Below are 26,105 nucleotides of genomic sequence, written 5' to 3'. Positions count from 1 at the left end.
CGCTCATGTCCGACCCGACTCACTGTCGCACGGATCCTGCGTGTTCCCGATACCACTCGACAGTGCTGCGCAGTCCGTCCTCGAGCCCGATCTGCGCCGTCCACCCGGCGTCGGACAGCTTCGAGACGTCGAGCAGCTTCTGCGGCGTGCCGTCGGGCTTCGTCGTGTCCCAGACTGTCACACCGTCGAACCCGACGATCTGGGCGATCGTCTCAGCGATCTCACGGATCGTCACGTCCGAACCCGTCCCGACGTTGACCTGGTCGGGACCGTCGTAGTTCTCGAGCAGGTGGAACACGGCCGCTGCCATGTCGTCCACGTGCAGGAACTCGCGCCGGGGGGTTCCGGTTCCCCAGTTCTCGACCTGCTGGGCTCCGGACCGAGCGGCCTCGTCGTACCGGCGGATGAGCGCCGGCAACACGTGGGAGCCCTGCGGCGAGAAGTTGTCGCCCGGCCCGTACAGGTTCGTCGGCATCGCGGAGATCCACGGGAGCCCGTGCTGTCGGCGGACTGCTTGGACCTGCAAGATGCCCGCGATCTTGGCGATCGCGTACGCGTCGTTCGTCGGTTCGAGATGCCCGGTGAGCAGCGCGTCCTCGTGGATGGGCTGCTCCGCCAGCTTCGGGTAGATGCAGGACGAGCCGAGGAAGACGAGTCGCTCGACACCGTGCTCCACTGCGGCGTCCATCACGTTCACCTGGATCTGCAGGTTCTCACTGAGGAAGTCGTGCGGGTAGGTGTTGTTCGCCATGATCCCGCCGACCTTGGCCGCGGCCAGCACGACGTGCTTCGGCTTCTCCTCGGCGAAGAACGCGAAGACTGCGTCACGGTCCTTCAGGTCGAGCTCGGCGGAGCGGCGTCCCACGAGGTCGGTGAACCCCTCGGCATCGAGCTTCCGCCATACTGCCGAGCCGACGAGGCCACCGTGGCCGGCAACGTAGATGCGGTCGTCTCGGTCGATCCGTCCGGGAGTGAAGTTGGTCGAGGTCATCAGGAAGCCCAGCTTTCGAGTCGGACGGTGTCGATCCACGGGCGTCCCTCGTGCTGGAGCGCCTCGATGTCAGCGTCGACCATGATCCGCGCGAGTTCGGCGGTGTCGACCGTGGCTTCCCAACCAAGCTTGGCCTTGGCCTTCGACGCGTCGCCGACGAGTGCGTCGACCTCGCTCGGACGCAGGTACCGCTCGTCGAAGCGCACGTGCTCTTCCCAGTTCAGTCCGGCGTGGGAGAACGCGGTCTCCAGGAACTCCTTCACCGTGAAGTTGCCACCGGTGGCCAGGACGAAGTCGTCCGGTTCGTCGGCCTGCAACATCCGCCACATTCCCTCGACGTACTCAGCGGCGTAGCCCCAGTCACGGACCGAGTCGAGGTTGCCGAGGTAGACGTGGTCCTCCATGCCGGCCTTGATCCGCGCCACCGCACGCGTGATCTTGCGCGTCACGAAGGTCTCACCGCGACGCGGCGACTCGTGGTTGAAGAGGATGCCGTTGACCGCGAACATGCCGTAGGCCTCGCGATAGTTCCGGGTCACCCAGTAGCTGTAGACCTTCGCTGCGCCGTACGGGGAACGGGGCCAGAACGGCGTCTCCTCGTTCTGCGGCGGCGGTGTCGCTCCGAACATCTCTGAGGACGATGCCTGGTAGAACCGCGTGTGGATGCCCGACATCCGGACCGCCTCGAGCATGCGCATCGAGCCGACACCGGTGACGTCACCGGTGTGCTCCGGCTCGTCGAACGAAACCCGGACGTGCGACTGCGCTGCCAGGTTGTAGACCTCGTCCGGCTTCAGCTCACCGAGCAGGCTCACGAGCCGCGCGCCGTCGCCCAGGTCGCCGTAGTGCAAGAACAGCTTGGCGTCGGGGTTGTGCGGATCCACATAGAGATGGTCGATCCGGGAGGTGTTGAACGTCGAGGCTCGACGGATCACCCCGTGCACCTCGTACCCTTTGCGAAGAAGCAACTCGGCCAGGTACGAGCCGTCCTGTCCCGTGATGCCCGTAATAAGCGCGCGCTTGATCAACCGTTTCTCCTCTTGATTACACGGCGTCCCGCCGCTTTTCGATAGCCCCCGCGTCTGAGACCCGCATATCTCAGCAACTGGGCAGATATCCATGCCAGGTCCAAAACGCACTGCATAAGAAGCGGGCGGTCACGTAAGTAACGAGCCAAGGACTGACGACGCTTTACTAGCTTTAGCAGCGTACGAAGTGCACTGGCGGGGATCCTGCTATTCTGGCTACCGTGAACACGATATTTGACTAGCGATTCTGGAAGCGCGACGATCGACCCGAGAAGCGCTAGCCGGAGTAACAAATCATAGTCCTGCATCCGCATCAATGTTTCGTCATATCCTCCAACCTCTTCAAGGGCGGACCTCCGAACCATAAGGGATGAATGGATCACAGGGTTCCTACGCACAAGAAGTGAACGAACGTCCCCGCCCGGCCCCGTGGGGTACAGCGAGCGGAACTCTCCTCGCTCATCCACAATATCACCCCCGGTCGCCACAGCGATGATCCCGGGATCTGATTGCAGCACTTCCAGCTGACGATTGAACCGCCCTGGTTTCGAAATGTCGTCTCCGTCAAGTCGCGCAACGAAACGCCCCCTCGTCGAGCGCAACCCGATGTTTAAAGCACGACCAACACCTCCTCGCCTGCCCGTACAAACCACTTCCACGCCTTGGTATCGATCCCCCGGTGGCAACTCGCTCGCAGCGCCGTCGAAAACAACCACAGGAGTTGCGTGCTCGGGGAGGGTCGCTAGCACGCTCGCAACGGCCTCGCCAACGAAAGCGTCGCCCGCAACCGTGGTAATCAAAACTACCAGTTCATTGTCAGACAACCGTCACCGCCCCAAAGCGATTCGCCAGGCGGCTTTCGCGTAGGTAGCGGCGAAATAGACGGGCCATAGCCAGCCCCCGTGCCGCGCCAAGAAAAGCGCGTGTGACCGCACTGGGAATCCTTTTCGCCCAAACAAGCGCCGTGCTCTGTCTATACGCGGGACGTCAGAGTCAAGCCAAGTCCCCGAAACTGAGTTTCGCTCGCAAAAGCCAAGGTATCCAGGAGCCAGATAGAGCTCGATTCCACTGCGCTTCGCCCTGTAGCCGTAGTCCCAGTCGCCGTACGCGTGCGCGAACCGGGGCTCGACGGTGCCGAGCGCGTAGTAAACGCGCCTTGGTATCAGGACGATATTGCCGTTGATTGTGTCAACTCTCTGGGGCGCCTCGAGGGGATCGACTTGCGAGAGTTGGCCCGGCCGCCTTCCAACCCGTCGAAAACCGGAATAAGTCGTCGCGCCTGAGGCCTTGCTACTGACAGCACCGATTACAACGCCTTCGCACAGCGAGTACGTCGCTAGTAGCGAACGAATCGCATTGCTTACCAATTCCACATCGTCGTTTAACCAAAGCAAGAAGTCAGGATCTGTCTCGACCGCGGCTCGCTGGGCGGTCGCCATGCCGCTGCTCCAGTACTGATCGCCGGAACCACGGAGGACTGTTACCGCCCTCGGGAATTCTCTCCGGATTGCCTCAGCAGTACCATCTGTCGAGCCGTCGTCCAAAACCCACACATGAAGATCGAAGATCCTCTCCAGCCCCTCCTGGCCATGAAGCATCCTGAGACAATTCAGCGTCAATTCTCTTCGATTGAATACCGTCATGATCACAGCAACCCGCACGGTAGCACTAGCGTTTGGCACGATATTCCTCGAAGTAGATATCGGGTAGGGACGCGGGCACGGAATCTGGGTTGCCACGACTGGGAACTCCGTGACCTTCAAGTCCACCGGCGACAAGCTCGCCCAAGGCGACTGCAGTATCAACCCCTTGCCATCCTAAAGATTGCAGAGAGCGCTGCGATCGAACCACGATGGGAACCTCTGCCTCCTCCGCTTCAACAAGAGTCAAAGGCGCAGCCTCCCATGCTGCCGTATGTACATAGACCCCTGCCTGGCGCACCAAGTCCAAGGCGTCGGACCGGCCGACCCAACCCGACACGTGGACGCCCTCGGAAATCAGCCGATTGCGCAGCGCCGGGTCTCCATCGCCGACCCAGAGCCACCGCACGCCGGAAACCTTGAGGTCGACGGCGCGCTTGACCTCCAAGAAGTAGCCTGGATCCTTCTGAGCAGATATTCGCCCAGCAGTCACCACGAGACGTGCCCGCGTGTTTGATCCGCTTGAGTCCGCAGACTGTAACCTCTTTGGAAAACGGTTCTCAACCCAGCTGGACCGAATGCCGAGTCGGTCGCCTTCGTTAGCCTCCCAGGGGCTAACCCCGACGAGAAGATCTGTTCTCAGACCAAGCCCCCTCTCAACGCCGCGCGCCACCGTCCTAACGATCCGGGGGAGGTCCGTTCGTTCATGGAAGAAGCAGTGTGGGGAATATACTATTCCTGCCCCTTTCCTTGGCGACAATCTGCCAATCAATCCAGCCCAAGATGAATGCAAGTGCACTACGGACGGCTCTACCAGATCCACTACCTTGATGTGCGCTCGCATCAGCCGCACTAGCGAACCATCAATAACCGTTACAGATTCGAAAGGGCTCCGATCGAAACCCGAAAAGCTGCCGCTTCGTACACGGCCAACAAGATGATGCTCGACTTGAGGCGTTCGGTCGACGAAACTCTCCAGCGCAGACATGACGCCCCCACCCAACGATTCGACGAGATGCACAACGCGAACTCTCTTCGATTTCATGAAAAAATCCAATTGTAGGGCAAAAGGCCATCATAGTTCCGAAGCCAAAAGGCCAAGAAGACAACGCCTGTACAGGTGCAAATGACTCGAGCCATGCCCGGCCGCGCGACAGCGTCCAAGCGGCGCGGAGCTAGCAGCACAAGGTAGATCAAGAAATACTGGGCCATCCTCGCCACCGGGGCAGCCGCGACGCCCGCGATGAGGAATCCGACCCCGATGAAAAGATAGTTTTGCCACTGCCGAGCACGATCATCATATGTTTGCTTGCCTACGATCGCGCTCGCAAAGGCCAGAATGCCGAAGATCGCCGCGGTAGCGATGGTTCCGAAACCGGCCCCGGCGGTGTCCAGGTAGTCAGCGTACCGGGGATTGAGATACGCGACAACAACCCTAGCTTGTGGTGCGGCAATCAGCGCGGCGGCGCCAACAAGAGCTAGAATCATCAACACCGGAACAAAAAGGCGGCTGCGGCCGAAGAACCTTTCCAGAAGCTGCATGGCTATCGCGGCCACTGCACTAATGTGGATACTCACCGCAACCAGGTAAAGCAGAATCGCGAGCCACCTTCGCTCGCCCCAGACGCTTCTTGCGTAAAAGACGATCGATACAGCGAGCCCCTGTCGGACAATGTTGAACGGGGAGACATAGAAAGCGAAAAGAACATAGACGGTGACGCCCTCAGCAACTTGAGCGAGCTCTCGGCGCAGCACTTCGTAGACAAACACCACAGTAGCCGTCGAGCAAACGACGAAGACGGCGTTCGGAAAAGGGAGTAGCTTCTGAATCGCAAAGGTGAGAGTGGTAAAACCCCACTCTTGGGGGGAAGATGACAGGACCTGCGGCAACGTCAGCCCATGCATATTCTTAGCTAGGCCGTCGTACAGCCAGAAGTCAGTTCCCACGAAGTAACGAAGTCCCGCGAAGGCGCTCAGCAACGCTACGCAAAGTACGTCAAACGGCGTCCATAGAGTGCGACCGGTGGGAGTGCGATCATCTCTGGATCGCCGGTAGCTTCCGCCGACCCGGTCGCTTATGAACGAGAGTAGAGCGGCAAGTCCGCCCACAAGATAGTAAATTGGCACTCGGTAACCTAACTTTCGTCTTCCAGCGCCAATGACTTTATGCTCCGAGCAGGATTGCCCGCGATGACCGAGCCGCTTGCAAAATGGCCTTTCACTATCGCACCTGCGCCTACTACCGAATTCGATCCGATTCGGGAGCCTTTGAGGATGACTGCAGCAGTCCCGATGAAGACGTTGTCCCCGATAACCACCGCGTCACCCTCACGCGGAGGAGGGAGAGGAGCGTAGCGGCGTGCCGAGGAATCAACCGGGTGAAAATCGGTGTCAGCGATGGTCACGTTCGCACCGATGAGGACGCCGTCTCCAATCTGGACAAGACTCGCGGCACAGATTGAACCACCGCTTATACCAACATCTCGCCCGATCAGGATTCTCGCCCCAGACACGAGCGTCCGCAGTACCACCGGATGATTGACTCCCAAGTCCGTACTTCGAGAAGTCGAGACCAGCCGCGCCCTCGGTCCGAGGCGGATACGTGATTCGGGAACTGTTGTTAGAATCGGTTTCCCTGCAAAACTCACTGAGGACGACATCTCTAGGCGGCGCCCATTTTCAGCTCTGAGCAGAATCCGTACGCGCCCATTCTTCAGCTTGCGATAGAGTAACTTCAATAGCTTCATGCGACAACTCCACTCAACCGCTTTCGAAGCAGGGCTAACGGCACCGATTGCGCGATAACTACGGCCGCGGCTGAAGCAAGCAGCGGCCCAGGAGCTCCTAGTACGCTCGCGAGCGCCAAAGACCCACCAATACTCAACACGCACGCGACAACCGCAAGCGCCGCCTGCAACGTCAGACCTGTTGCTGTAGTCAAGCTCATCGAACTAGTCAACAGCGTGCTCTGGGCGAAAATCAGCAGCCCGGCCGCAATCGCCGTCTGCATCAGTATCGCCGAGTGGGAGGTACTAACAAGAAGCTCATACACAGGCGAGATAAGTACGAGTAATCCGCCCGTGATCAGTCCAGCCAAAGCGAATCCACCGGTCAACTTGAGCCAGGGATCTGATCCGCCTCTTGTCCGCAGCCGGGCAAAGTGCGGCCAGAGAGGCGTTGCGGCCGATGTGAGCAGATTGTACGCGGGGCCATATAACTGATATATGAGCGCGTAGGCAGTAAGTGCCGATGGACTTGAGACGTGGGCGAGCACCACTCGGTCAGACTGGAGCGCTAACGGGGTCGCCACGGAGATGACCAACATTGGCACTGAAGTGCGCATGAGCGAGGTTGCCGGGCCGCGATTAGTGGAATAGAGCCGAAGGCTCAGGGCGGGCGCGCCGAGGGCTCGAGATGCGAGGGTGCACATTATTGAGTTTGCAAGGAGTAGCCCTAGGGAATAGGCAGTGGCAAAGAATGCTGGCGGAACCAGCCCAGCGAAGGTGGCCCCCGCAAGAGCAACAGTCACGACGGGCGTAGCTAATTGGCAGAGTATAGCGACATGAGTCTTAGCCAAACCAATTAATACTCGATAGCCTACTCCTAGGCGGACGTTGACGCCGAAGATCATCACAGTCACGGTTGCCGCGAGATTTAAGAAGGAGTCGTCCCCGTCGACGTTAAGCACCGCGGGCCATGCGTTGAGAACGAACAGCGCGATTCCAATGAGTATTATCACCGTGCCCACTATGGTGAGAATTCTGTTGACGCGCCCTAGGAGATCACGCAGCTCAAGAAGGCGGGAGGCATCAACTCTTTTCGCCCCGATCTCGCTCATTACCGATGCTCCCAAGCCCAGGTCTGCGAATGGGAACAGAAGTGCGATCGTCGACACCAACATGATCACGCCGAACTCATCAGTGCCGGCTTGCTTGAGGACAAGCCGCGTACTGATTGTTACGAGAGCAAAAGATGTCAGCAAAACCGCTATGCGCGCGACGGTCGCGGCGCCAATGGCTCCCCGAAGGTCACTCTTCCGCCGTCTTCCTGGCTCGGATGCGCCGCTCAGGTTGCCCATTTCTCCTCGCTCCACGCTGTTTCCTTGGCGATGCTTTCCTTAGTTCGGTGGGTTACCCCGGCAGGAGTTGTTGTCTCAGTGCGCATCGTCACCGGGTGCGAGCACGGCCTTCACGGTCTTCCACAGAATGACGACGTCGCCGGTCAACGACCAGTTCTCGACGTAGTACAGGTCCAGGCGGATGGCGTCTTCCCAGCCGAGTGACGACCGGCCGCCCACCTGCCAAAGGCCACTCATCCCGGGCTTCAAGAGGAGGCGACGCCGGGCGGCTTCGTCGTAGAGGGCCACTTCCCCTTCGCGCTGCGGGCGCGGGCCAACCAGGCTCATGGAGCCGAAGAAGACGTTGAAGAGCTGTGGGAATTCGTCGAGGGAGTGTCGTCGCAGCAGGTGACCGATGGAGGTCACGCGTGGGTCGTTCTCCAGCTTGAAGAGCGGGGTGTCGCCCCGGCCCTGTGCGGCGAGGAGCGCGGCGAGTTCGTCGTCTGCGTTGATCCGCATCGAACGGAACTTCAGCATGTTGAACGGGTCGCCGTTGAGGCCGATGCGTTCTTGCCGGTACAGGACCGGTCCAGCGCTCGTGAAACGCACCGCCAGCGCGATGGCGACGAGGAGCGGCGACAGCACAGTGATCAACAGCGCCGACCCGACGATGTCGAAGGCCCGCTTGAGGAACAGGGTCGATCCGTCGTACCGAGGCATCTCCACGTGGATGAGCGGCAGCCCTGCGACCGGCCGCGTGTGGATCCGCGGACCGTTGATCTCCGTGAGGCTTGGGGCGACAACCAGGTGCTGGCGTCCGCCCTCGAGTCCCCAGCTCAGCTCGCGGACAGCTTGTGCGCCGAGCTCATCGGAACTGGTGACGGCGACGGTGTCCGCGCCGCTCGCCTCGATCGAGTCGAGCGCGTCGGGGATAGAGCCGAACACGGTGACGCCAGAGCGGGGCAAGGCGGAGCCGACCGGCACGCCGGACACGCAGGCACCGACGACTCGGTATCCCTCCTCCGGGTGGCGACCGAGTTCCCACGCGAGGTGCTCGACCGAGTTCAACGACCCGACCAGGAGGACTCTCGCGGAACAACGTCCCATGCGCCGCTGGCCGCTGAGCCACTGTCGCCACATCCAACGGGTGAGCAGCAACAGGAGCACACCGAGCGGGAAGGCGATGAAGATGTAGCCGCGGGCAAGGTCGATCTTCAGCGCGTAGGCGGCGATGGCGACGAAGGCGAACAGGCGGATCGCCGAGTCGACGATCCGCCGGTACTCCCCTGCACCGGAACCGATGTACCGGGCATCCCGGGTGTCGTAAAGGGCGAGGACGATCATCCACGCGACGACGATGAAGACCGAGACTGCGGTGTAGCCGACCGCAAGGTCGGCGATGCTGCCGTCGACCACACGGCTGTCGAACCCGAACCACGCGATCTGCACACCGAAGGCGACCCAGATCAGCGCAAGGGCATCGGTAACGACGAGTCGACGGGCATAGCTGGTCTCCCAGCTGCCGCCCTGATGAGCGGTCCGCGCGGTTACCGTCACCACGATGCGCCACCGTTCGCCGACACCTTCACGTCGTCACCGCTCCACAGCCAGACGTCGTCACCGACACGGTCGATGGAGACCGGTTGATCCGGGTCGGCGTCTGAGTCGCAGCCGATCGGGGTGGTCGAGGTCGACGACGTGACGGCGATCGCCGGCATGGTCTCGATCTGGACGCCGGCGCAGCTCGCCGTGCCGATGCGGGCCAGGGTGTACTCGGAGCCGTCCACGGCGATGGACCGGACACCGCCGAGCGGCAGGTCCACCCACGGCTGGGTGCCCATCCGCCACTCGACCTGGCCGTCGCAGACGACGACCGTCGTGCGCTCCCCCTGGAAGGCGTCGACCGGGTCGGAGCACGGGGCGGCCTCGGTAGCCGTGCGGAGCACGATCCCCTCGGGGGTGATCCCGGCGCCTGCGGCACCCGCCTTACCGTCGACCCAGGTGACCCCGCCGTCGGCGCTGGTCCGCACCGTGCTGGCGCAGTCGTCACCGATCTCAGCGAGTACGGACACGCCGTCCGTCGAGACGCGGAGCGCGCTGATCGCGCGCACGTCGCCGGCCAGCGTGACCGGCTGCCACGACACACCGCCATCGGTCGTGTGCTGCAGCACCGGCCCGTCAGCGGAACACGACCCACTGGAGGCGCGCCATGCCTCGGTGCCGTCCAGTGCGGACAGCAGGTTACGGCTCGGGGCGACCGATGACGCACCGTCCGCATTGGGCGACGGGACCGAGGTGGCGGACGGCGACGGCGAGGCGGGCTCGGATGCGTCGGGTGTGCTGGTGAACGTCGGGATCGGACCGGCGGGCCCGTGCTGCTCCGGCGACGTGCGCCCGAGCGCGAGCGCGACGAGCACGACGTCGACGACGACCAGCAGCACCACGACTGCGGCGACCACGATCAGTGTGGTCCGCGGAAGCCCGCGGCCGAGGTTTCGGGTTCCCCGGCGAGAGGTCATGTCCCCCAGCCCCTCTCAGCGTTCCGCGCGGCGGAGGGCGCCGAGCTTCTTACCGGTGCGCTTGGGGGCGCGGACTGGCGGGGTCGAATCATCGTCATCGATCCCGTAGCCGTACCCGTAGCCGTAGCGGCCGTAGCCGTAGGCGCCGGGGCCCTTGACAGGCATCATCGTGATGACGAAGCCAGCGATCGGCGCACCGACGTTCTCGAGTGACGCGACCGCAGCCGCGAGCTGACCCTTGTGGGTCTTGCCCGAGGCAACGGCGAGGATCGCTCCCGATGCCTTCTTCGCCAGGATCGCCGCGTCCGTCACCGGCAGCAGCGGCGGGGCGTCGAACAGGACGTAGTCGAACTGCTGCTCGAGCGTCGTGATGAGGTCCTGCATCGCGCGCGAGCCGAGGAGTTCGGACGGGTTCGGCGGGATCGCCCCGGACGGCAGGACGACCATGTTGCCCCGACCCCACGGGTGCGCGACGTCCTCCAGGCTCGCGCGGCCGATGAGGACGTCGGTGAGTCCTGCAGTGCCGTCGACGTCCATGTACTCGGCGACCCGGGGGCGGCGGAGGTCGGCGTCGATGAGGATGACGCGGAACCCGGCACTGTCGAGCGCGATCGCGAGGTTCGCGACCGTCGTACTCTTGCCCTCGGACTGCACGGACGACGTCATGACGAAGGTGCGCGCACCGGTTCCGATGTCGAGGAACTGCAGGTTCGTGCGGAGGGTGCGGAAGGACTCGGCGCGTGGGCTCCGCGGATCCACCTGCACGATGAGCGGTCGCTCGGACGCCTTGTTGTCGTACGCGATACCGCCGACGACCGGCTTGTCACTGATCTTCTCGACGTCGAGCTCGGTGCGGACGCGGTTGTCGAGGGTCTCCCGGAGCACGGCGATGCCCACACCGAGCGCGAGACCGACGAGCAGACCGAGCGCCACGTTGACGGGCACGTTCGGGCTGACGGGCGTGCTCGGGACCTGCGCCTGCTTGACGCGGGTGAGCTTGACGGTGCTCGTGCCGTTCGCGTCGGTCGCCTCGATGTCCTGCACGACGTTGGTCAGACTCTGCGAGGTGGCGTTGGCGATGTTCGCGGCCTGCACCGGGTCGGTGTCGTCCACCGTGATCGAGATGAGCGTGGTGCTCGTCGGCGCCGTCGCCGTGACCATCGTCGCGAGCTGGTCGGCAGTCAGGTCGAGCTTCAGCGACGAGATGACCGGCAGGAGCACGATCGGCGTCGAGACCAGGTTCGAGTAGGTGAGGACGCGCTGCTGCGTGAAGGTGTTGCCCTGTGCCAGGTCACTGGCGCTCCCGGAGGTCTCCGTCGACACGAACACCTGCGCCGACGCGGAGTACACGGGCTTCTTCAACAGCGAGAAGCCGGCCGCAGCCGCGACGCCGACCAGCGCCAGCACGAGGATGAGGATCCATCCCTTACGCAGCACCGTGATGTAGTCGCGTAGTTCCACGCGGCCCGCCTTCCCCGACCGTTGCCGTTCTCGTGGTCCCATCACGAGGTGACCGGGGTGGTCCCAGCACACGACATGGAAATAGTGCCACACGAATGAGGCGCGCTCGGCTGTCTGCTGCGTTTCGCGTCATCGGTCCTCTACGGTTGCCCCATGACCACGCAGCCGGACGCGGCCATGACCGAGCCCGACACCTCCCGCCAGCGCGACCTGGTCGTGATGCTGATCGCGCTCGGCGCGGCCGTCATCCTGGCCAGGGTCGCCAGCAGCGTCACCCGCTCTGGGGGTGTGCCGTCCCCCGTGCTGCAGGTCGTGCTGGCCGACCTGGCCGTCTGGGTGCCGCTGGTCGTCGGCGCCGCGTGGGTTGTGCGGCGGAGTCGTCACACCCTGCGCGCCCGTCTCCGTCTCGACCTCGGCGACGTCGTCTTCGCGATCGGTATCGTCATCGTCTGCCGGGTGCTCGACGTCTTCCTCGGTCTGTCCTTCACCGGTACGACCGGCCTGACGCCCGCACCGAGCCTTGGCCAGCCGGACGTCGGCTTGCTCCTCGTGTCGGCGGTCGGGGTCGTGCTCGTCAGCCCGTTCCTCGAAGAGGTGTTCTTCCGAGGGCTCTTCCAGCGCCGCATGGCCGCCGAGCTCACCCCACGGACCCGGTTCCTCGCGGTGCTGCTCACCGCGTTCCTCTTCGCGGTGCTGCACGTGCTGCTCGGCGCTGGATCGACCCAGATCGAGGGCTTCCGGGTCTTCTTCACCACGTTCGCCCTCGGTTCGCTCACCGGCACCCTCGTGGCGATGACGGACCGCGTCGGTGGCGCGGTGCTGGCGCACGTGCTCTTCAACGCAGTGGCGGTCGTCGCGACCTGGCCTCGCTGACCGTTCCAGGAGTCCTGCGCACGCGAGCACCTCTCAAGACGTAGCCTGGGCCGAGCATGATCCGCCCAACCAGCGTCATCGAGAGCCCCCTCGTCCGGCAGTCGCCACTCAGCGCACTGGTGGTGATCGGCGCGCTCCTCACGGTGCTGCTCCCGTCTCTCGAGGTCTCCGCCGACGGGCCCTTCCTCGCGAGTCTCGTGTGCACCGCCGTCGCGACCCTGTTCTCCGCGCTGGCGCTCGTGTTCCCACGGTCGTCGGCGATCGTGCCGGTGCTGCTCGTGCTCGACTTCGTGGCGATCGCGCTCTTCCGTACGGGCACGGGGTCCGGCTCGTCGGTGTTCACGTCGCTCGTCGTGCTGCCCGTGGTGTGGTGCGCGTCGCTCGAGGGTCGCCGCACCGTGCTGTTCGCCGCACTGGGCGTGACGCTCGTCATCCTCGCCCCGTACGCACTGACGCCGACCAACGCTCCGGGAACGAGCGAGCTCGTCCGCCTCGGCATCACCGTCGTGGTGTTCGGCACCGTCGCTGCCATCGTCCAGGAACTCTCACGACGCGGTCGGCTCAACGTCCGTGCCGCTCGGCTGGGCGAGGCGCGCATCCGCGCCGAGATCGACCGTGCCGCCACCGTCCAGCGATCGCTGCTGCCAGCGGCGACCGATCACCTCGGATCGAACGTCGCGGTCGCCGGGGCCTGTCTGCCGGCGAAGACCGTCGGCGGTGACTTCTTCGACTGGTACACGACGAGCAGCGGCATCGCCGTCAGCCTCGGCGACGTGATGGGCAAGGGCGTCGGCGCAGGCCTCATCGCAGCGGCTGTCCGGGCCACGCTGCGGAGCGCCCGCGCCGTCGATGATCCTTCCGAGGCGCTGCTCCGGGCGTCGGACGGGCTCGCCGCCGAGAGCAACGACAACGATGTCACGTTCACGACCCTCTTCCACGCACGCATCTCCGACGGCGGCACCCTGCGGTGGGCCGACGCCGGTCACGGGCTGAGCTTCGTGCTGCGGGGCGATGGCCGTGCCGAGCGTCTGCGCTCGACGGACCTGCCGCTCGGGATGGGACTGCGCGACGAGTGGGCGACGACGGAGGGGTTCCTCGAGCCCGGCGACCTGCTCATCTCGTTCAGCGACGGCGTGCTCGACCTGTTCGGCGGCCGGGAGGACACCGTCGACGCGGTGGCCGAACTGGCACGCGCTGACTCCGATCCCTCGGCGGTCGTCGCGGCGCTGTCGGAGCGGGCGCGGGAGGTCCCGCACGAGGACGACGTGACCGTGATCGCGATCCGCCGCGAGCCGGTCAGCGTCATGCCCGGGGGTGCGACCGCCGCCGCGAGCCCGGTGTTCGGGACGGCCACGTGACCTCGACCACCGCCCCTGCTCGCCGGGGCATCCTCGCTGCGTGGTACGTCGGGGCGGGGCTCCTGCTCATCGCACTCAACCTCCGGATGGGCGTCGCGTCCGTCGGGCCGGTGCTCGGCGCGATCGAGCGGTCGCTGCACCTCTCCCCGTCGGCGGCGAGCCTGCTCACCACGATCCCGGTGTTCGCGTTCGGGGCGTTCGCGTTCCTCACGCCGGTGCTCACCCGGCGGGTGGGGCTCCACCGGCTGCTCGGCCTGACGATGGCGGCGCTCGCCCTCGGGATCGCGCTCCGGCTCGAGCCGCACGGGTGGGCCCTGTACGGCGGGACGGTGCTCGCGGGCGCGGCGATCGCGGTCGCGAACGTGCTCATGCCTGCGGCGATCAAGACCGACTTCGCGCATCGGGTCGGCCTGGTGATGGGGCTGTACTCCACGGCGCTGTTCCTCAGTGCGGCGATCGCGTCGGCCGCGGTCGTCCCGCTCATGGCGGCGTTCGGGTCGTGGCGGCCGGCGTTGGCGTTCTGGGCGGTGCCCGCAGTCCTCGCGTTCGTGGTGTGGCTGCCGCAGGCGATCCGGAACCGGAGCCAAAGCGTCGACAGCCCGGCCGGTGTCGTCGTACCCGTCGTGCCCCGCGACGAACCGACCTTCGCCCGACTCTTCCGCGACCCGGTGGCGATCGCCGTGACGGGGTTCATGGGGCTGCAGAGCCTGTCGTACTACGCGTTCCTCACCTGGGTGCCGACCGTGGTGCAGGACGCCGGAGTCTCGGCGCACGAAGCCGGCCTCATGCTCGCGTACTCGAGCCTGCCCGGGATCCTCACGGGCGTCACCGGTCCGGCGATCGCCCGTCGCCTGCGGCCGATGTGGCTGCCCGTGGTCGTCGTGGTGGTGCTCTGCGCCGTCGGGTTCGGCGGCCTGCTCGTCGCACCGGCCGCGGGCGCTTGGGTGTGGATGACGCTGCTGGGGCTCGGACAGGGCGGGGCGATCAGCCTGTCGCTGAGCTACATCGTGTGGCGCTCCCCTGATGCCCGGCACACGGCCCACGTGTCGACGATGGCGCAGGGGACGGGCTACCTGCTCGCGGGGCTGGGCCCGCTCGGCCTCGGGCTGCTGCACGCGGCGACCGGGGGTTGGACGGTGCCGATCGTGGTGCTGCTGGCGCTCCTGGTGGTGGAGCTCGTGGCCGGGGTGATCGCGAGCCGCGACCGGCACGTGCTCGCGCCGCGCCCCTAGCCAGCGCGGACGGGCGCCCCGAGACTCGGCCTGGGCGACGCTCCTCGGGCTCCGGGCCGCGAGAACTGTCGCTCAGCCCGAGACTCGGCGCGGCGCCGGCAGCCCGCCACCACCTCAGCTCACCCGGCGCAACGCCTCCGCGATCACCGCGACCGCGGCGTCGATCTCGTCCGCGACCCGCTCGTGCGTCGCCTCGGACCGCCGGTACGGGTCGTCCACGTCGTCGTCGGCCGGGTCGGCGGGCGGCGGGACGGTCCCCCGCAACCGCGCGACCCGCTCGACGAGCTCCGGGCCAGTGGTGACCCCGTCGAGGTCCCCCGGCTCCAGGCCGCCGAGCACCCGCGCGAACTGCTTGATCGTGAACGCCCGCTTCGCCGCACGGGGCGCGAGCGACACCACGGCCGCACGGTGCGACCGTTCCGCCGTGAGCACGAGGTCCGCCGATGCCGCGATGGAGTCGGTCAGGTACCGCGACCGGTGCGCCGACGGCTCGCCGCCGAGGCGTGCGGACTGTCGAGCAGCCGCAGCGTCCATGGCAGCCCCGTCGTCGGCGATGGTGCCGGCCGACTCGACGACGTGGGCCGACGCTGCGGAGCCGAGCCGCGCCTCCAGGACCTGCGCCCCGAGCGGCGAGCGGCAGATGTTGCCGCTGCAGACGAACAGGATCCGCACGGTCGTCAGGCGCCGAGCAGGTCGTGCCGCACGACGATGGCGTCGCGGCCGGGGCCCACGCCGATCGCGGAGATCCGGGCGCCGGACATCGCCTCGACCGCGAGGACGTACGCCTGGGCGTTCGCGGGCAGGTCGTCGAACGAGCGGGCGCCGGTGATGTCCTCGGTCCAGCCGGGGAACTCCTCGTAGATCGGCTTCGCGTGGTGGAAGTCGGACTGGTTCACGGGGACCTCGTCCACGCGCTGGCCGTCGACCTCGTACGCGACGCAGACCGGGATGGTCTCGAGCCCGGTGAGGACGTCGAGCTTGGTGAGCACGAAGTCCGTCACGCCGTTGACACGGGCCGTGTAGCGGGCGATCGGGGCGTCGTACCAGCCGCAGCGGCGCGGTCGCCCGGTGGTGGTGCCGAACTCGAAGCCGTTCGCGCGGAGGAACTCCCCCGACTCGTCGAACAGCTCTGTCGGGAACGGCCCGGCGCCGACACGGGTCGTGTACGCCTTGACGATGCCGATGATGCGCTCGAGCTTGCCCGGGCCGATGCCGGAACCGGTCGCCGCGCCACCCGCCGTGGCCGACGAGGAGGTCACGAACGGGTAGGTGCCGTGGTCGACGTCGAGCATGGTGGCCTGGCCGGCTTCGAACAGGACGGTCTCGCCGCGCTCGAGCGCCCGGTGGATCTCGAGCCCGGTGTCGGCGACCATCGGCCGCAGGCGGTCGGCGAAGGACAGGAGCGACTCGACCACTTCTTCGGCGTCGATCGCGCGGCGGTTGAAGACCTTGACCAGCAGGTGGTTCTTCTGGTCGAGGGCGGCTTCGACCTTCTGCCGCAGGATGTTCTCGTCGAAGATGTCCTGGATGCGGATGCCGACGCGGTTGATCTTGTCGGCGTAGGTCGGGCCGATGCCGCGACCGGTGGTGCCGATCTGGCGCTTGCCGAGGAACCGCTCGGTCACCTTGTCGATGGTGCGGTGGTAGTGCGTGATGACGTGGGCGTTCGCCGACACGAGGAGCTTGCCGGTGTCGACGCCGCGGGCCTTCAGCGCGTCGAGTTCCTGGAACAGGACCTCGAGGTCGACGACGACGCCGTTGCCGATGATCGGGGTCACGCCGGGCGTGAGGATGCCGGAGGGCAGCAGGTGCAGCGCGTACTTCTCGCCGCCGACGACGACCGTGTGCCCGGCGTTGTTGCCGCCGTTGAACTTGACGACGTAGTCGATGCGGGAGCCGAGGAGGTCGGTGGCCTTCCCCTTGCCCTCGTCGCCCCACTGGGCTCCGATGATGACTGCTGCGGGCATCTGGTTCTCCTCACGTTGGCGGAGGACCTCACGCGACCAGACGGGCCGGTGGTCCACCCGAGTCTATCGGACGGCCACCTCCCCGCTACCTGCGACGTCCACCTGGGAGCCCGTCCACGGACTGCGGGGCAACGTCGGCGGCGTCAGACAGTCGGATCGAAGAGAAGGAGCACGTTCATGAGCGACCTCGGCGACAAGGCGAAGGACTTCGCGGACAGCGACAAGGGCGAGAAGGCGACGGACGCCGGGCTCAGCAAGGCCGGCGACGCGGCCGACAAGGCGACCGGCGGCGGTCACGGTGACCAGATCGACAAGGCCGAGCACGCGGCCGACGACAAGATCGGGAACTGACCGGACCAGGAGACAGACGGGAGGCGCGGTGCCAGCTGGCACCGCGCCTCCCGTCCGTCTGCAGTCGCCACCACAGCCGCGGCTGCGGCCGCGACCGTCAGCTGCGGAAGAAGTCCTGGTACGACGGGTCGCCGACGGGCTGCGAGTGACCCGGCTCGGCGAGACGCTGCTCGATCATCGACTGGATGACGTCCGGCGGGGTGAGACCACGTCGACGCCACTCCATCGGGTTGGCCCGGAGCTGCTTGAGGGTGCTCTGCGTCTGCATGCTGCAACCCTGGCACCGTTTTACTAGTTTGTCTAACTACATGTCCCCGAGACGCACTGCTGGCCCCGTCGTGCGGGACGACGGGGCCAGCAGAGGGACTGTCCGTGCTAGCGGCGCGACACCTTGGCGGTCGACTTCGAGATCGCCGAGCCGTCCTGGTACCCCTTGGCCTTGGCGGTGACCTCGACCCGGAACCGGTGCCCCGCGTCGGACGAACCGAGCGTGTACGTCGCCCCGGTGGCCCGCTTCACGGCCGAGCCGTCGCGGTACCACTGGTACGAGTACGTCACACCGTTCGCGTTCCACGTGCCGTGGTGCGCGGTGAGGCGCTTGCCCACCTTGGTGGTCCCGGTGATGCTCACCGAGCTGCCCTTGACGAGCGACAGCGTCGGCTCGACCCACTTCGCTGAGACGCTCTGCGCCTGCTCCCCCACGGCGTTGCCGAGGTGCAGCAGCAGGACCCGAGCACTCGCGACACCGGTGCCGCGGGTCACCTGGAGCGACCCCTCGTCCGCGAAGAGGACGCCGGTCGACTTCCCCTGTGCGAACGTGAGCGCCGGCGCCGACGGGTCGTACGTCGCTTCCGCCGTCTCGTCGACGACGTAGGAGCCGCTGGTGGCGAGGGCCGGTGCGTACGCCGACTCCGTGAGCACCGAGTAGGTGATCGGGTGCGCTGCCGCGTTGATCGTGGCCGCGTCGACCGTGAGCACCTTGACCGTGCTGTCGAACGTGTTCACGTCCTGACCGGGGGCACCGCCGTTGAGGGGCTGCGTGTCCACGGTCTCGCCGGTCGCGAGGTCCACCGTCGTGGCGAACGTCGCGTCGACCGCTGCCGACTTCGCGTCGTACACCAGGTAGTCCGGCGTGCCGTCGCTGTCGGAGTCGATGAGCACCTCGACGTTGGTCACGGCGCCGGGGTTGGCGTCGGGACCGGCGGTCTGCACACCGAACGCGAGGGTGCCGGACGCCTTGTCGTAGTTCGCGCCGTACGCCCGGATGTCCGCGGCCTGGAGCGACTGCTTCGCCGAACCGTCCGGGAACGACTCCTTGCCGTCCGTCCCGCCGAGCACGAACGGCGCGACGGCCGCGTGGTACCCGGTGGTCGCGTCACCCTGGTCGACCGTGCGGCCCCGCAGCGCGAGGTTCGCGGTGCGCTGCGACCCCGTGAAGGTCACGTTCGTGCCGCGGACCGCGCTGACGGGCTTCGGGGCGACGTAGGCGGCGAGCCGGAGCGGGTTGAGCGACTTGTCGGTCGGCGTGAACGTCACGAGCCCGGAGGCCGCCGCGACGAACTCCCGCTGGTAGCCCTGCTGCACCGACTCCTGGGTGGGGTCGATGACGCGGCGGAGCTTCGTCGGGTCGGCGATCGAGAAGGTCAGCGTGACCTTCGCGGTGCTGTGCGGACGGACCGTGACGCGCTTCGTGCTCAGCGAGAACGCGACGCCCGGCTGCGCCACCTGCGGCTGGTAGGCCACGTCGTAGGTGTGCGGACGCCCGTCGGTGTTCTCGATCTGCAGGGTGCGACGCTCGCTGGTCTTGCCGGCGACCTCGACGACACCGTACGAGGCGGTGACGAGCTGGTCGTTCTCGACGCTGCGCACCGTGGTGCCGGCGGTGACCGCCTGGAGCGCGTCGACGCGCCCGGTGCCCTGGCGGAGCAGGGTCGCGTCCTGGTCACCGTCACGCACGTCGTGCGTCGCGGTGTTCATGAGCGCGGCCTTGACCTGCGGTGCCGTCCAGGACGGGTGCGACTGGAACGTCAGCGCGGCGATGCCCGCCACGTCCGGCGTCGCCATCGAGGTGCCGCTCATCGAGAGGCGACCGTCACCGGTGCCGTTGGCCGCGGAGATCACGTTGACCCCGGGGCCGGCGATGTCCGGCTTGACGATGTCGTCGAACGACCCGTGCACGCCCCGGCTGGTGAACGACGCGAGCGTGTTCACGGCCTCGGGGTCGGTGGCGAGCTGGAAGCCGCGGAGCTCGTCGGCGAACTTGACGTGCAGGGTCCCGGCCTGGGCAGCGGCCTGGAGGCGCGTCACGCTGTCCAGGGTCAGCTCGGCCCCCGGGATGGTCGCGTTCCCCGCGATGCCCGAGTCGAACGTGTTGATCGTCCCGGCGAGGAGGACGCCGATGCCGCCGGCCGCCTCCACGTTGGTGAAGCGCACACCGGAACCACACTCGAGCGCGGCATCGGTCCACTTCAGCCAGACGACCTTGCCGGCGATCTTCGCGGCCTCGTCGGCACTGAACGCGGCACACCCGTCAACGTTCGTGGTCGGGACGACGACGTCACCCTCGACCGGGAGCTCGCCCGTGAAGTTCTGCGAGTACTGCGCGCGGTAGGTCGCGGCGACGTCAGCCGGGGCGGTCGCCTCGACACCGTCGTACAGGGACTGGCCGGTGGCGCTCGCGGCGACCGTCAGGGCACCCTCCGCGTTCCCCGGCGAGCCGCCGATGTCGGTGAAGTCGTCGGCGTTGCCCGAGGCGATCACGGGCAGGACACCGCGGGCGGTGAGCGCGTCGATCTTGGCGTTGTCTGGGTCGTCCGGTGCGCCGTAGTCGGAGCCGAGCGAGAGGTTGAGGACGTTGATGTCCTTGCCCTCGGTCAGCGCCTGGCCGACCCAGTCGAGGGCGGCACCGGTGAGGTCGGTCGAGCCGCCGCCGTCACCGAACACCTTGAGGGCGTAGAGACCGGCTTCCGGTGCGGTGCCCGGCCCGATCCACATGTCCTGCACCTGCTGGGTGGTCAGCTTCGTGTAGTCGCCGTCGAACGTGGTCTTGTCGGCGTCGAGGCCGTACCCGGCGATCGTGCCGGAGACGTGCGTGCCGTGATCGCCGCCCTTGCCGTCGATGGGGTTCGCGTCGGGCGCGGGGGTCGGGTCGTAGGCGGGGTCGGACGGGTCCGCGTTGTAGGTCGGACCGGCGAAGTCGTAGCCGCCGAGGAACTTGTCCGGGTCGTACGAGCCGGCCGCCGGAGCAGCGGTGCTCGCGAGCGCGGCGTCGTAGGCGGCGGTGGTGCCGGGGCCGCCGAAGTCCGCCTGGGTGTAGTCGAGGCCGGTGTCGAGCACGGCGACGTTGACGCCCTTGCCGGTGTGGCCGGTCTGCTGCCAGGCGTCGAGCGAGCGGGTGTAGACGTCGCTCGCCGCGTTCTTCGGCGTGACGCCGTCGGCACCGGGCTTCGTGAGGCTCGGGTCGACACCGGACGGTGCGGCGCTCGAGTCGGCGTTGACAGTGGGGTCGACGACCTTCTTCGGCGTGAGCGGGATGATGCTCTCGACGTCGGAGCGGGCGGCGACCTTCCGGAGGGCCGCGACGTCGGCGACGACGGCGACACCCGGGACGGTGTACTCGGTCGAGTAGAGCTCGGTCGCGTCGGCATCCGACTGCTTGACGGCGGCACGCACGGCGTCGACGGTGGAGCCGATCGCCTTGACGCGCTGCTTCGCGGCCGAGGACGGGGTCTTCGACTTCGTGAGGTCCCCGCCCTTCGCCTGGGCGTCGACCTCGAGCGCACCCTGACCGGTCGTCCGCACGAACGCGGCGATCGTCTTCGAGGGCTTCGCGTCCCGCAGCGGCTGCGAGAGCTTGAGGTCGGCCGCGGTCCGGCCGGACGGCGCCGCCGAGGCCGCTCCTCCGACTGCGAGACCGCCGCACGCCAGGGCCGCGGCGGCGATGCCGGCGGTCAGGACGCGCGCGATGCGGTGGGGATTCGGGTTCGGGTCGGTGTTCGGTGTTGCACGGTTCAAAGGGCGCACTCCCGGTTCGTCCGTGTATCGCAAGGAATTGCTGTGAAGTTATGCGGTTCCTCTCAGGTCGGACAGTCCGCTCTTTGGGGGACTGGCCCTCGTTCGGGGGCCCGTGTCTGATAACTTGCACACCCGTGTGCACGTTATTAGGATGGCGTGCGTGACCACCACCGACCAGCAGACGCGCGCCCCACGGCGTGACGCAGCACTCAACCGGGAAGCCCTGCTCGACGCCGCCCGCACCGCGCTGCAGCAGGACCCGGACGCCTCGCTCGAGACCATCGCGCAGACCGCCGGACTCTCGCGTCGTGCGGTCTACGGACACTTCCCCTCGCGTGACGACCTCGTGCGTGAGGTCGTCACGATCGGCGCCGCCCGCATCGCCGCGGCCATGCCGACCAGCCCCGACCTCGCCGAACTCCCCCCGGCCTCGCGGATCGCGGCCATCGCGGTCGCGCTCTGGTCCGAGGTGTCGCACGTCCGGTCGATGGCGGCCGTCGCCGTGCGCAGCCCGTTCATCGAGTCCGTCGCGACCGAGTTCGCCCCCGTCCGCGCCCAGGTCCGTCAGGCGTGTGCCCTCGGGATCGCCGACGGCACCATGCGCGACGACGTCTCGGCCGACGCCCTCGGCCGGCTCGTCGAGGACGCCTGCATCGCCGTGCTCGACGAGGCCACCCGCTCCGGCACCTCCGACGAGGACGGTCGCCGCACGGTCGTCCTCTCCGCCCTCGGCATCACGGGGATCGACTGGCGCACCGCGCTGCTCTCCGAACCGGCCGCACCGACTCCGCGCACGACCTCCCCGAAGGACGCAGCATGACCCTCGAACTCGACCACGTCGGCATCGGCGACGAACCCGGCGCACCGCTGCCCGTCGTCTCCGCCGTCGCCGCACCCGGCCGCCCCGGGGTCGTCGCCGTCGAGACGGAACAGGCGCCCGTGCTGGCCTCGCTCGTCGCCGGCGGCCGGATGCGCCCCGAGACCGGACGGGTCCTGCTCGACGGGCACGACGACGCCGCTGCCGTCCGGAAGGCGTTCGCCCTCGTCGACACCCCGGGCGTCGCCGAGCCGTTCCCGGTCATGACCGTCCGGCGCATCGTGCGCGAAGAGCTCGCGTTCGCCGAACAGCGACCCTCCCGCGAGCACGTCGACACCGTGCTCGACTCGCTGGGGATCGCCCACTACGCCGACACGCACGTGCAGCGGGTCCCGACCGACGTGCGCGTCCGGCTGCTCGTCGAGCTCGCGCTGCTGCGGGACGGGGTCACCGGTGTCGTGATCACCTCGCCCGAGCGGCACGGCGGCGCCGTGGAGGACTGGTTCGCCGTCGTCCGCGACGTCGCCCGCCGTGGCACCACCGTCGTGCTCGTCACCTCGAAGGCCGCAGCCGCGACCGTCGAGACCCTGCTCGGCACCATCGAGACGCCCGGAACCGACGAGGCGCCCGGAACCCAGACCGAGGACCCCGAGGACGTGGCCCGAACCGACGGAGACGACCCGCGCCTCCCGTCCGAGACCACCACCCTGCCCACGGAGGCGACCGCGTGACCACCACCTCGCTCGTCCGCGCCGAACTGGCGCGACTCACCGCGACCCCGCTCGCACGTCTCGCGTTCATCGCGCTCATGGTCGTGCCGCTGCTCTACGGCGGCGCCTACCTCTGGGCGAACCGCGACCCCTACGCCAAGCTCGACCAGGTCCCCGCGGCGATCGTCAACCAGGACGCCGGCGCGACGCTCGACGGCGACCAGGTGAACTACGGCGCGGACGTCACGAGGGAAGCGATCGACGGCGCCGACTTCAAGTGGTCGAAGACCACCGCGGCCGACGCACGCTCGGGCGTCCGGAACGGCACGTACGACTTCGTCGTGACCATCCCGCACGACTTCTCCGAGTCCCTGGTGTCCGCGCAGTCCGACGACCCGAAGCGGGCGAAGCTCGTGATGACGACGGCGGACACGAACTCGTACCTCGCGTCGACGATCGCCGAGCAGGCCGGCAAGACCATGCGCACCGCCGTGGCCGAGCGGGTCGGGAAGCAGGCGGCGAAGACCCTGCTCGTCGGACTCGCCGACGTCCGGGACAGCCTCGGTGACGCGGTCGACGGAGCCGGGCAGCTCGCCTCGGGTGCCGCTAAGGCGGCGTCGGGCGCGGCGACGCTCGCGGACGGCACCGGGAAGCTGTCGTCGGGGGCGGCCGAGCTCGCCGACGGGACGGCTTCGCTGCCGTCGCAGACCGCTGCGCTGAACAGCGGCGCGCAGCAGGTGGCGTCCGGTGCATCGACGCTGTCGTCCGGCCTGCAGTCAGCGGAGCAGCAGACGGCGTCGCTGCCGTCGGACACCGCGAAGCTCAACGACGGCGCCCAGCAGGTCGCGGCGGGCAACAAGCAGCTCGCGGACACCGTCGACGCGGCTGCCGGTACGGTCGACGCCCTGCAGCCGGTCGATGCGGACGACGTCATCGCCCAGATCGAGGCGAACCTGCCCGAGGGCGTCACGCTGACCCCCGAGCAGACCGCCGCGATCACGAAGACCGTGACGGACGTCAACACCGCCGGGGCGAGCGCGAAGACCACCTACGAGACGACCAAGTCGTCGGTCGACCAGTTGCGCGACGGGTCCGCCCAGGTCGCCGCCGGGACCGCTGCGCTCGCGTCGGCAGCGCCGACCCTGGCGAGCGGCATCTCCTCCGCCGCGGACGGGGCGTCGAAGCTGGCGTCCGGGTCGTCGCAGGTCGCTTCCGGCACGTCGAAGCTCGCCGCGGCAGCACCGACCCTGTCTTCGGGCGCGGCATCGCTCGCGTCCGGTGCGGCCTCGGCCGACTCCGGGGCGGAGTCCCTCGCCTCGGGCCTGGATTCGCTCCGTGACGGCGCGTCCGAACTCGCGTCGAAGCTCGACGAGGGCTGGACGAAGATCCCCGCGTCCACCGCCTCCCAGCGGAACGACCAGGCGTCGGTGATCTCCGACCCGGTGAAGGTCGGGACGGACGACGTCGCCTCGGCGTCGAACTACGGGGCGGGCCTCGCGCCGTTCTTCATCTCGCTCGCGGCGTGGATCGGCATGTACGCGCTGTTCCTCATCCTCAAGCCGATCTCGAAGCGTGCGATCACCGCCGTGCGGAAGCCGCTGCGGGTGGTGTTCGGCGGGTGGCTCACGCCGGCGCTGCTCGGGGTCGTGCAGATGGTGGCGCTGTTCCTCATCGTCCGGTTCGCCCTCGACCTCGACGTGGCGTGGACGGGGCCGACGATCGGCATCATGGTGCTGGCCTCGGCGACGTTCGCGGCGATCATCATGGCGCTCAACGTGCTGCTCGGGTCGGTGGGGCAGTTCCTCGGCCTGGTGCTCATGCTCGTGCAGCTCGTCACCGCCGGTGGGACGTTCCCGTGGCAGACGCTGCCGGGGCCGTTGGCGGCGCTGCACTTCGCGCTCCCGATGACGTACTCCGTCGACGCGATCCGGCAGACGATGTACGGCGGGTCGGCGGCGGCGACGTGGTCGGACGCGGGGGTGCTGGCGTGCTGGTTGCTCGGTGCGTTGCTCGTGTCGTACGTCGTCACCGCGCGGCAGACGCGCTCCCGGACGTTGCGCGACCTGCGCCCGAGCTTGATCGGGTAGCGCGGCGCGGCGCGGCGGCCCGCGGCGGCCCGCGGAACCAGGTTCCGGACACAGCACCACGAAGATCCACGGTGCTGTGGCCGGAACCTGGTTCCGGCAGGGTGGTGGCGTGCCGGAACCTGGTTCCGGCACGGTGGGGCCCCGGCGTAGCGTTCGAGCATGGCGACGCTGCTCATCACCGGGGCCACCGGACGGATCGGGACCGCACTGCGACCGAGACTCCTGGCGGCCGGACACGACCTCGTCCTGCTCGACGAACGCCCACCGGACCCGGGCGTCGGGGACCGCGAACGGTTCGTCTCCTGCTCGGTGAACGACCGCGCCGCGCTCGAGGCCGCCCTCACCGGCGTCGACACGGTCGTGCACCTCGCCGGGATCCCCACCGAGGACGAGTGGGACGCCCTCGTCGAGGTGAACGTCACCGGGACGAAGAACCTCCTCGAGGCTGCCGCGGACAACGGCGTCCACCGCGTCGTCCAAGCGAGCTCGATCCACGCCGTCGGCCGACTCCCCGAGCACCCCGACGCCCCGGGCAGCATCCCCGGCGACCGGCTCCCCCGCCCCGACTCGTACTACGGCGTGACGAAGGCCGCGATGGAACTCCTCGGGAGTCTCTTCGCCGACCGGTTCGACATGTCGATCGTGTCCGCGCGGATCGGGGCCTTCGGCGAGCGCCCGCACTCCGCACGCGCCCTGCTGATGTGGAGCTCGCCGGACGACCTCGCCCGGCTCGTCCAGGCCACGGTCGAGCTGACCGAGCCCGGGCACCACGTGGTGTGGGCGGTCTCGCGCAACAGCGGCGCCCCGGCGGACTTCACGGCGGGCGAGCGGATCGGGTTCCGGCCAGTGGACGACGCCGCGAACGTGCTGGACGCCGACGAGCGTGACGAGCTCCCGCCGGAGGACACCGAGTTCCTCGGTGGGGACCTGGCGAAGCAGGCGTTGGGGCGCGCACGCGACTGACCGTGGGACGCCGCGGCGGGACGGAGACGAGCCGCGC

General features: G+C 67.6%; 23 protein-coding genes. 8 read left to right on the top strand and 15 right to left on the bottom strand.

From position 1 onward, the window contains the following. Positions 1-19: 19 nt before the first annotated feature. From FS825_RS01355 to FS825_RS01305, 11 genes are all read right to left on the bottom strand, one after another. A complete protein-coding gene (locus FS825_RS01355) occupies positions 20-991 on the bottom strand; it encodes a GDP-L-fucose synthase family protein (protein ID WP_144710142.1) in 972 nt (323 codons plus the stop codon). Beyond that, on the bottom strand, positions 991-2,019 hold the full coding sequence (gene gmd / locus FS825_RS01350) for a GDP-mannose 4,6-dehydratase (protein WP_222126869.1): 1,029 nt from the start codon (positions 2,017-2,019) through the stop codon (positions 991-993). The genes FS825_RS01355 and gmd overlap by 1 nt, the downstream gene beginning before the upstream one ends. Further along, a complete protein-coding gene (locus FS825_RS19105; protein WP_395885510.1) occupies positions 2,016-2,819 on the bottom strand; it encodes a glycosyltransferase in 804 nt (267 codons plus the stop codon). The genes gmd and FS825_RS19105 overlap by 4 nt, the downstream gene beginning before the upstream one ends. Before the next feature lie 27 nt (positions 2,820-2,846). Continuing rightward, positions 2,847-3,668, bottom strand: coding sequence for a glycosyltransferase family 2 protein (locus FS825_RS01340; protein WP_144710138.1), 822 nt, complete (start codon positions 3,666-3,668; stop codon positions 2,847-2,849). A gap of 19 nt (positions 3,669-3,687) precedes the next feature. Beyond that, the gene (locus FS825_RS01335; RefSeq protein WP_144710136.1) at positions 3,688-4,704 is read right to left on the bottom strand and encodes a glycosyltransferase; all 1,017 of its coding nucleotides are present in this window, start codon (positions 4,702-4,704) and stop codon (positions 3,688-3,690) included. Next, on the bottom strand, positions 4,701-5,768 hold the full coding sequence (locus FS825_RS01330; RefSeq protein ID WP_260981008.1) for an EpsG family protein: 1,068 nt from the start codon (positions 5,766-5,768) through the stop codon (positions 4,701-4,703). The genes FS825_RS01335 and FS825_RS01330 overlap by 4 nt, the downstream gene beginning before the upstream one ends. Before the next feature lie 26 nt (positions 5,769-5,794). Continuing rightward, complete coding sequence (locus tag FS825_RS01325) at positions 5,795-6,406, bottom strand: acyltransferase (RefSeq protein WP_144710132.1); 612 nt, start codon at positions 6,404-6,406, stop codon at positions 5,795-5,797. Further along, positions 6,403-7,752 carry a lipopolysaccharide biosynthesis protein gene (locus FS825_RS01320; RefSeq protein ID WP_144710130.1) on the bottom strand — a complete coding sequence of 450 codons (1,350 nt, stop codon included), beginning with the start codon at positions 7,750-7,752 and terminating at the stop codon, positions 6,403-6,405. The genes FS825_RS01325 and FS825_RS01320 overlap by 4 nt, the downstream gene beginning before the upstream one ends. 60 nt (positions 7,753-7,812) lie before the next feature. Then, entirely contained in the window at positions 7,813-9,276 is a 1,464-nt protein-coding gene (locus tag FS825_RS01315) for a sugar transferase (protein ID WP_260980960.1), read from the bottom strand. Beyond that, entirely contained in the window at positions 9,270-10,175 is a 906-nt protein-coding gene (locus FS825_RS01310; RefSeq protein WP_144710126.1) for a beta propeller repeat protein, read from the bottom strand. Before FS825_RS01310 ends, FS825_RS01315 begins: the two co-directional genes overlap by 7 nt. Before the next feature lie 75 nt (positions 10,176-10,250). Then, positions 10,251-11,696: a tyrosine-protein kinase domain-containing protein gene (locus tag FS825_RS01305; protein WP_144710124.1), complete on the bottom strand. Its 1,446-nt coding sequence runs from the start codon at positions 11,694-11,696 to the stop codon at positions 10,251-10,253. Between the two features lie 153 nt (positions 11,697-11,849). Between FS825_RS01305 and FS825_RS01300 the strand changes: the two genes are divergently transcribed. The 3 genes from FS825_RS01300 to FS825_RS01290 are packed head-to-tail and all read left to right on the top strand — an operon-like array spanning position 11,850 to position 15,159. Continuing rightward, positions 11,850-12,569, top strand: coding sequence for a CPBP family intramembrane glutamic endopeptidase (locus FS825_RS01300; protein WP_144710122.1), 720 nt, complete (start codon positions 11,850-11,852; stop codon positions 12,567-12,569). A gap of 56 nt (positions 12,570-12,625) precedes the next feature. Continuing rightward, positions 12,626-13,927, top strand: coding sequence for a PP2C family protein-serine/threonine phosphatase (locus FS825_RS01295; RefSeq protein WP_144710120.1), 1,302 nt, complete (start codon positions 12,626-12,628; stop codon positions 13,925-13,927). Next, entirely contained in the window at positions 13,924-15,159 is a 1,236-nt protein-coding gene (locus FS825_RS01290) for an MFS transporter (RefSeq protein ID WP_260980959.1), read from the top strand. The genes FS825_RS01295 and FS825_RS01290 overlap by 4 nt, the downstream gene beginning before the upstream one ends. A 114-nt stretch (positions 15,160-15,273) precedes the next feature. Here the strand turns inward: FS825_RS01290 and FS825_RS01285 are convergent, their stop codons facing one another. After that, complete coding sequence (locus FS825_RS01285; RefSeq protein WP_186377009.1) at positions 15,274-15,831, bottom strand: arsenate reductase/protein-tyrosine-phosphatase family protein; 558 nt, start codon at positions 15,829-15,831, stop codon at positions 15,274-15,276. A 5-nt stretch (positions 15,832-15,836) separates the two neighbouring features. Next, on the bottom strand, positions 15,837-17,126 hold the full coding sequence (locus FS825_RS01280; RefSeq protein WP_144710118.1) for an adenylosuccinate synthase: 1,290 nt from the start codon (positions 17,124-17,126) through the stop codon (positions 15,837-15,839). Between the two features lie 177 nt (positions 17,127-17,303). On the opposite strand from FS825_RS01280, the gene FS825_RS01275 reads away from it, so the two are divergent. Next, the gene (locus tag FS825_RS01275; protein ID WP_144710116.1) at positions 17,304-17,477 is read left to right on the top strand and encodes an antitoxin; all 174 of its coding nucleotides are present in this window, start codon (positions 17,304-17,306) and stop codon (positions 17,475-17,477) included. Between the two features lie 97 nt (positions 17,478-17,574). On the opposite strand, the gene FS825_RS18520 is transcribed toward FS825_RS01275, so the two are convergent. Continuing rightward, entirely contained in the window at positions 17,575-17,745 is a 171-nt protein-coding gene (locus FS825_RS18520) for a hypothetical protein (protein WP_158521898.1), read from the bottom strand. A 107-nt stretch (positions 17,746-17,852) separates the two neighbouring features. Beyond that, positions 17,853-21,491: a S8 family peptidase gene (locus FS825_RS01270; protein ID WP_144710114.1), complete on the bottom strand. Its 3,639-nt coding sequence runs from the start codon at positions 21,489-21,491 to the stop codon at positions 17,853-17,855. Positions 21,492-21,651: 160 nt separating this feature from the next. Here FS825_RS01270 and FS825_RS01265 point away from each other — a divergent pair, with 160 nt between their 5' ends. The 4 genes from FS825_RS01265 (at position 21,652) to FS825_RS01250 (ending at position 26,068) form a co-directional block, all read left to right on the top strand. Next, on the top strand, positions 21,652-22,311 hold the full coding sequence (locus tag FS825_RS01265) for a TetR/AcrR family transcriptional regulator (protein ID WP_144710112.1): 660 nt from the start codon (positions 21,652-21,654) through the stop codon (positions 22,309-22,311). After that, on the top strand, positions 22,308-23,039 hold the full coding sequence (locus FS825_RS01260) for a hypothetical protein (protein WP_144710110.1): 732 nt from the start codon (positions 22,308-22,310) through the stop codon (positions 23,037-23,039). Before FS825_RS01265 ends, FS825_RS01260 begins: the two co-directional genes overlap by 4 nt. Then, a complete protein-coding gene (locus FS825_RS01255) occupies positions 23,036-25,105 on the top strand; it encodes a YhgE/Pip family protein (protein WP_144710108.1) in 2,070 nt (689 codons plus the stop codon). Before FS825_RS01260 ends, FS825_RS01255 begins: the two co-directional genes overlap by 4 nt. 159 nt (positions 25,106-25,264) lie before the next feature. Further along, complete coding sequence (locus tag FS825_RS01250) at positions 25,265-26,068, top strand: NAD-dependent epimerase/dehydratase family protein (protein ID WP_144710106.1); 804 nt, start codon at positions 25,265-25,267, stop codon at positions 26,066-26,068. The last annotated feature ends 37 nt before the right edge of the window (positions 26,069-26,105 follow it).

Origin of the sequence: Curtobacterium pusillum (assembly GCF_007680845.1) — a bacterium.
GTDB lineage: Bacteria > Actinomycetota > Actinomycetes > Actinomycetales > Microbacteriaceae > Curtobacterium > Curtobacterium pusillum_B.
This window is presented reverse-complemented; position numbering and strand designations above follow the sequence as displayed.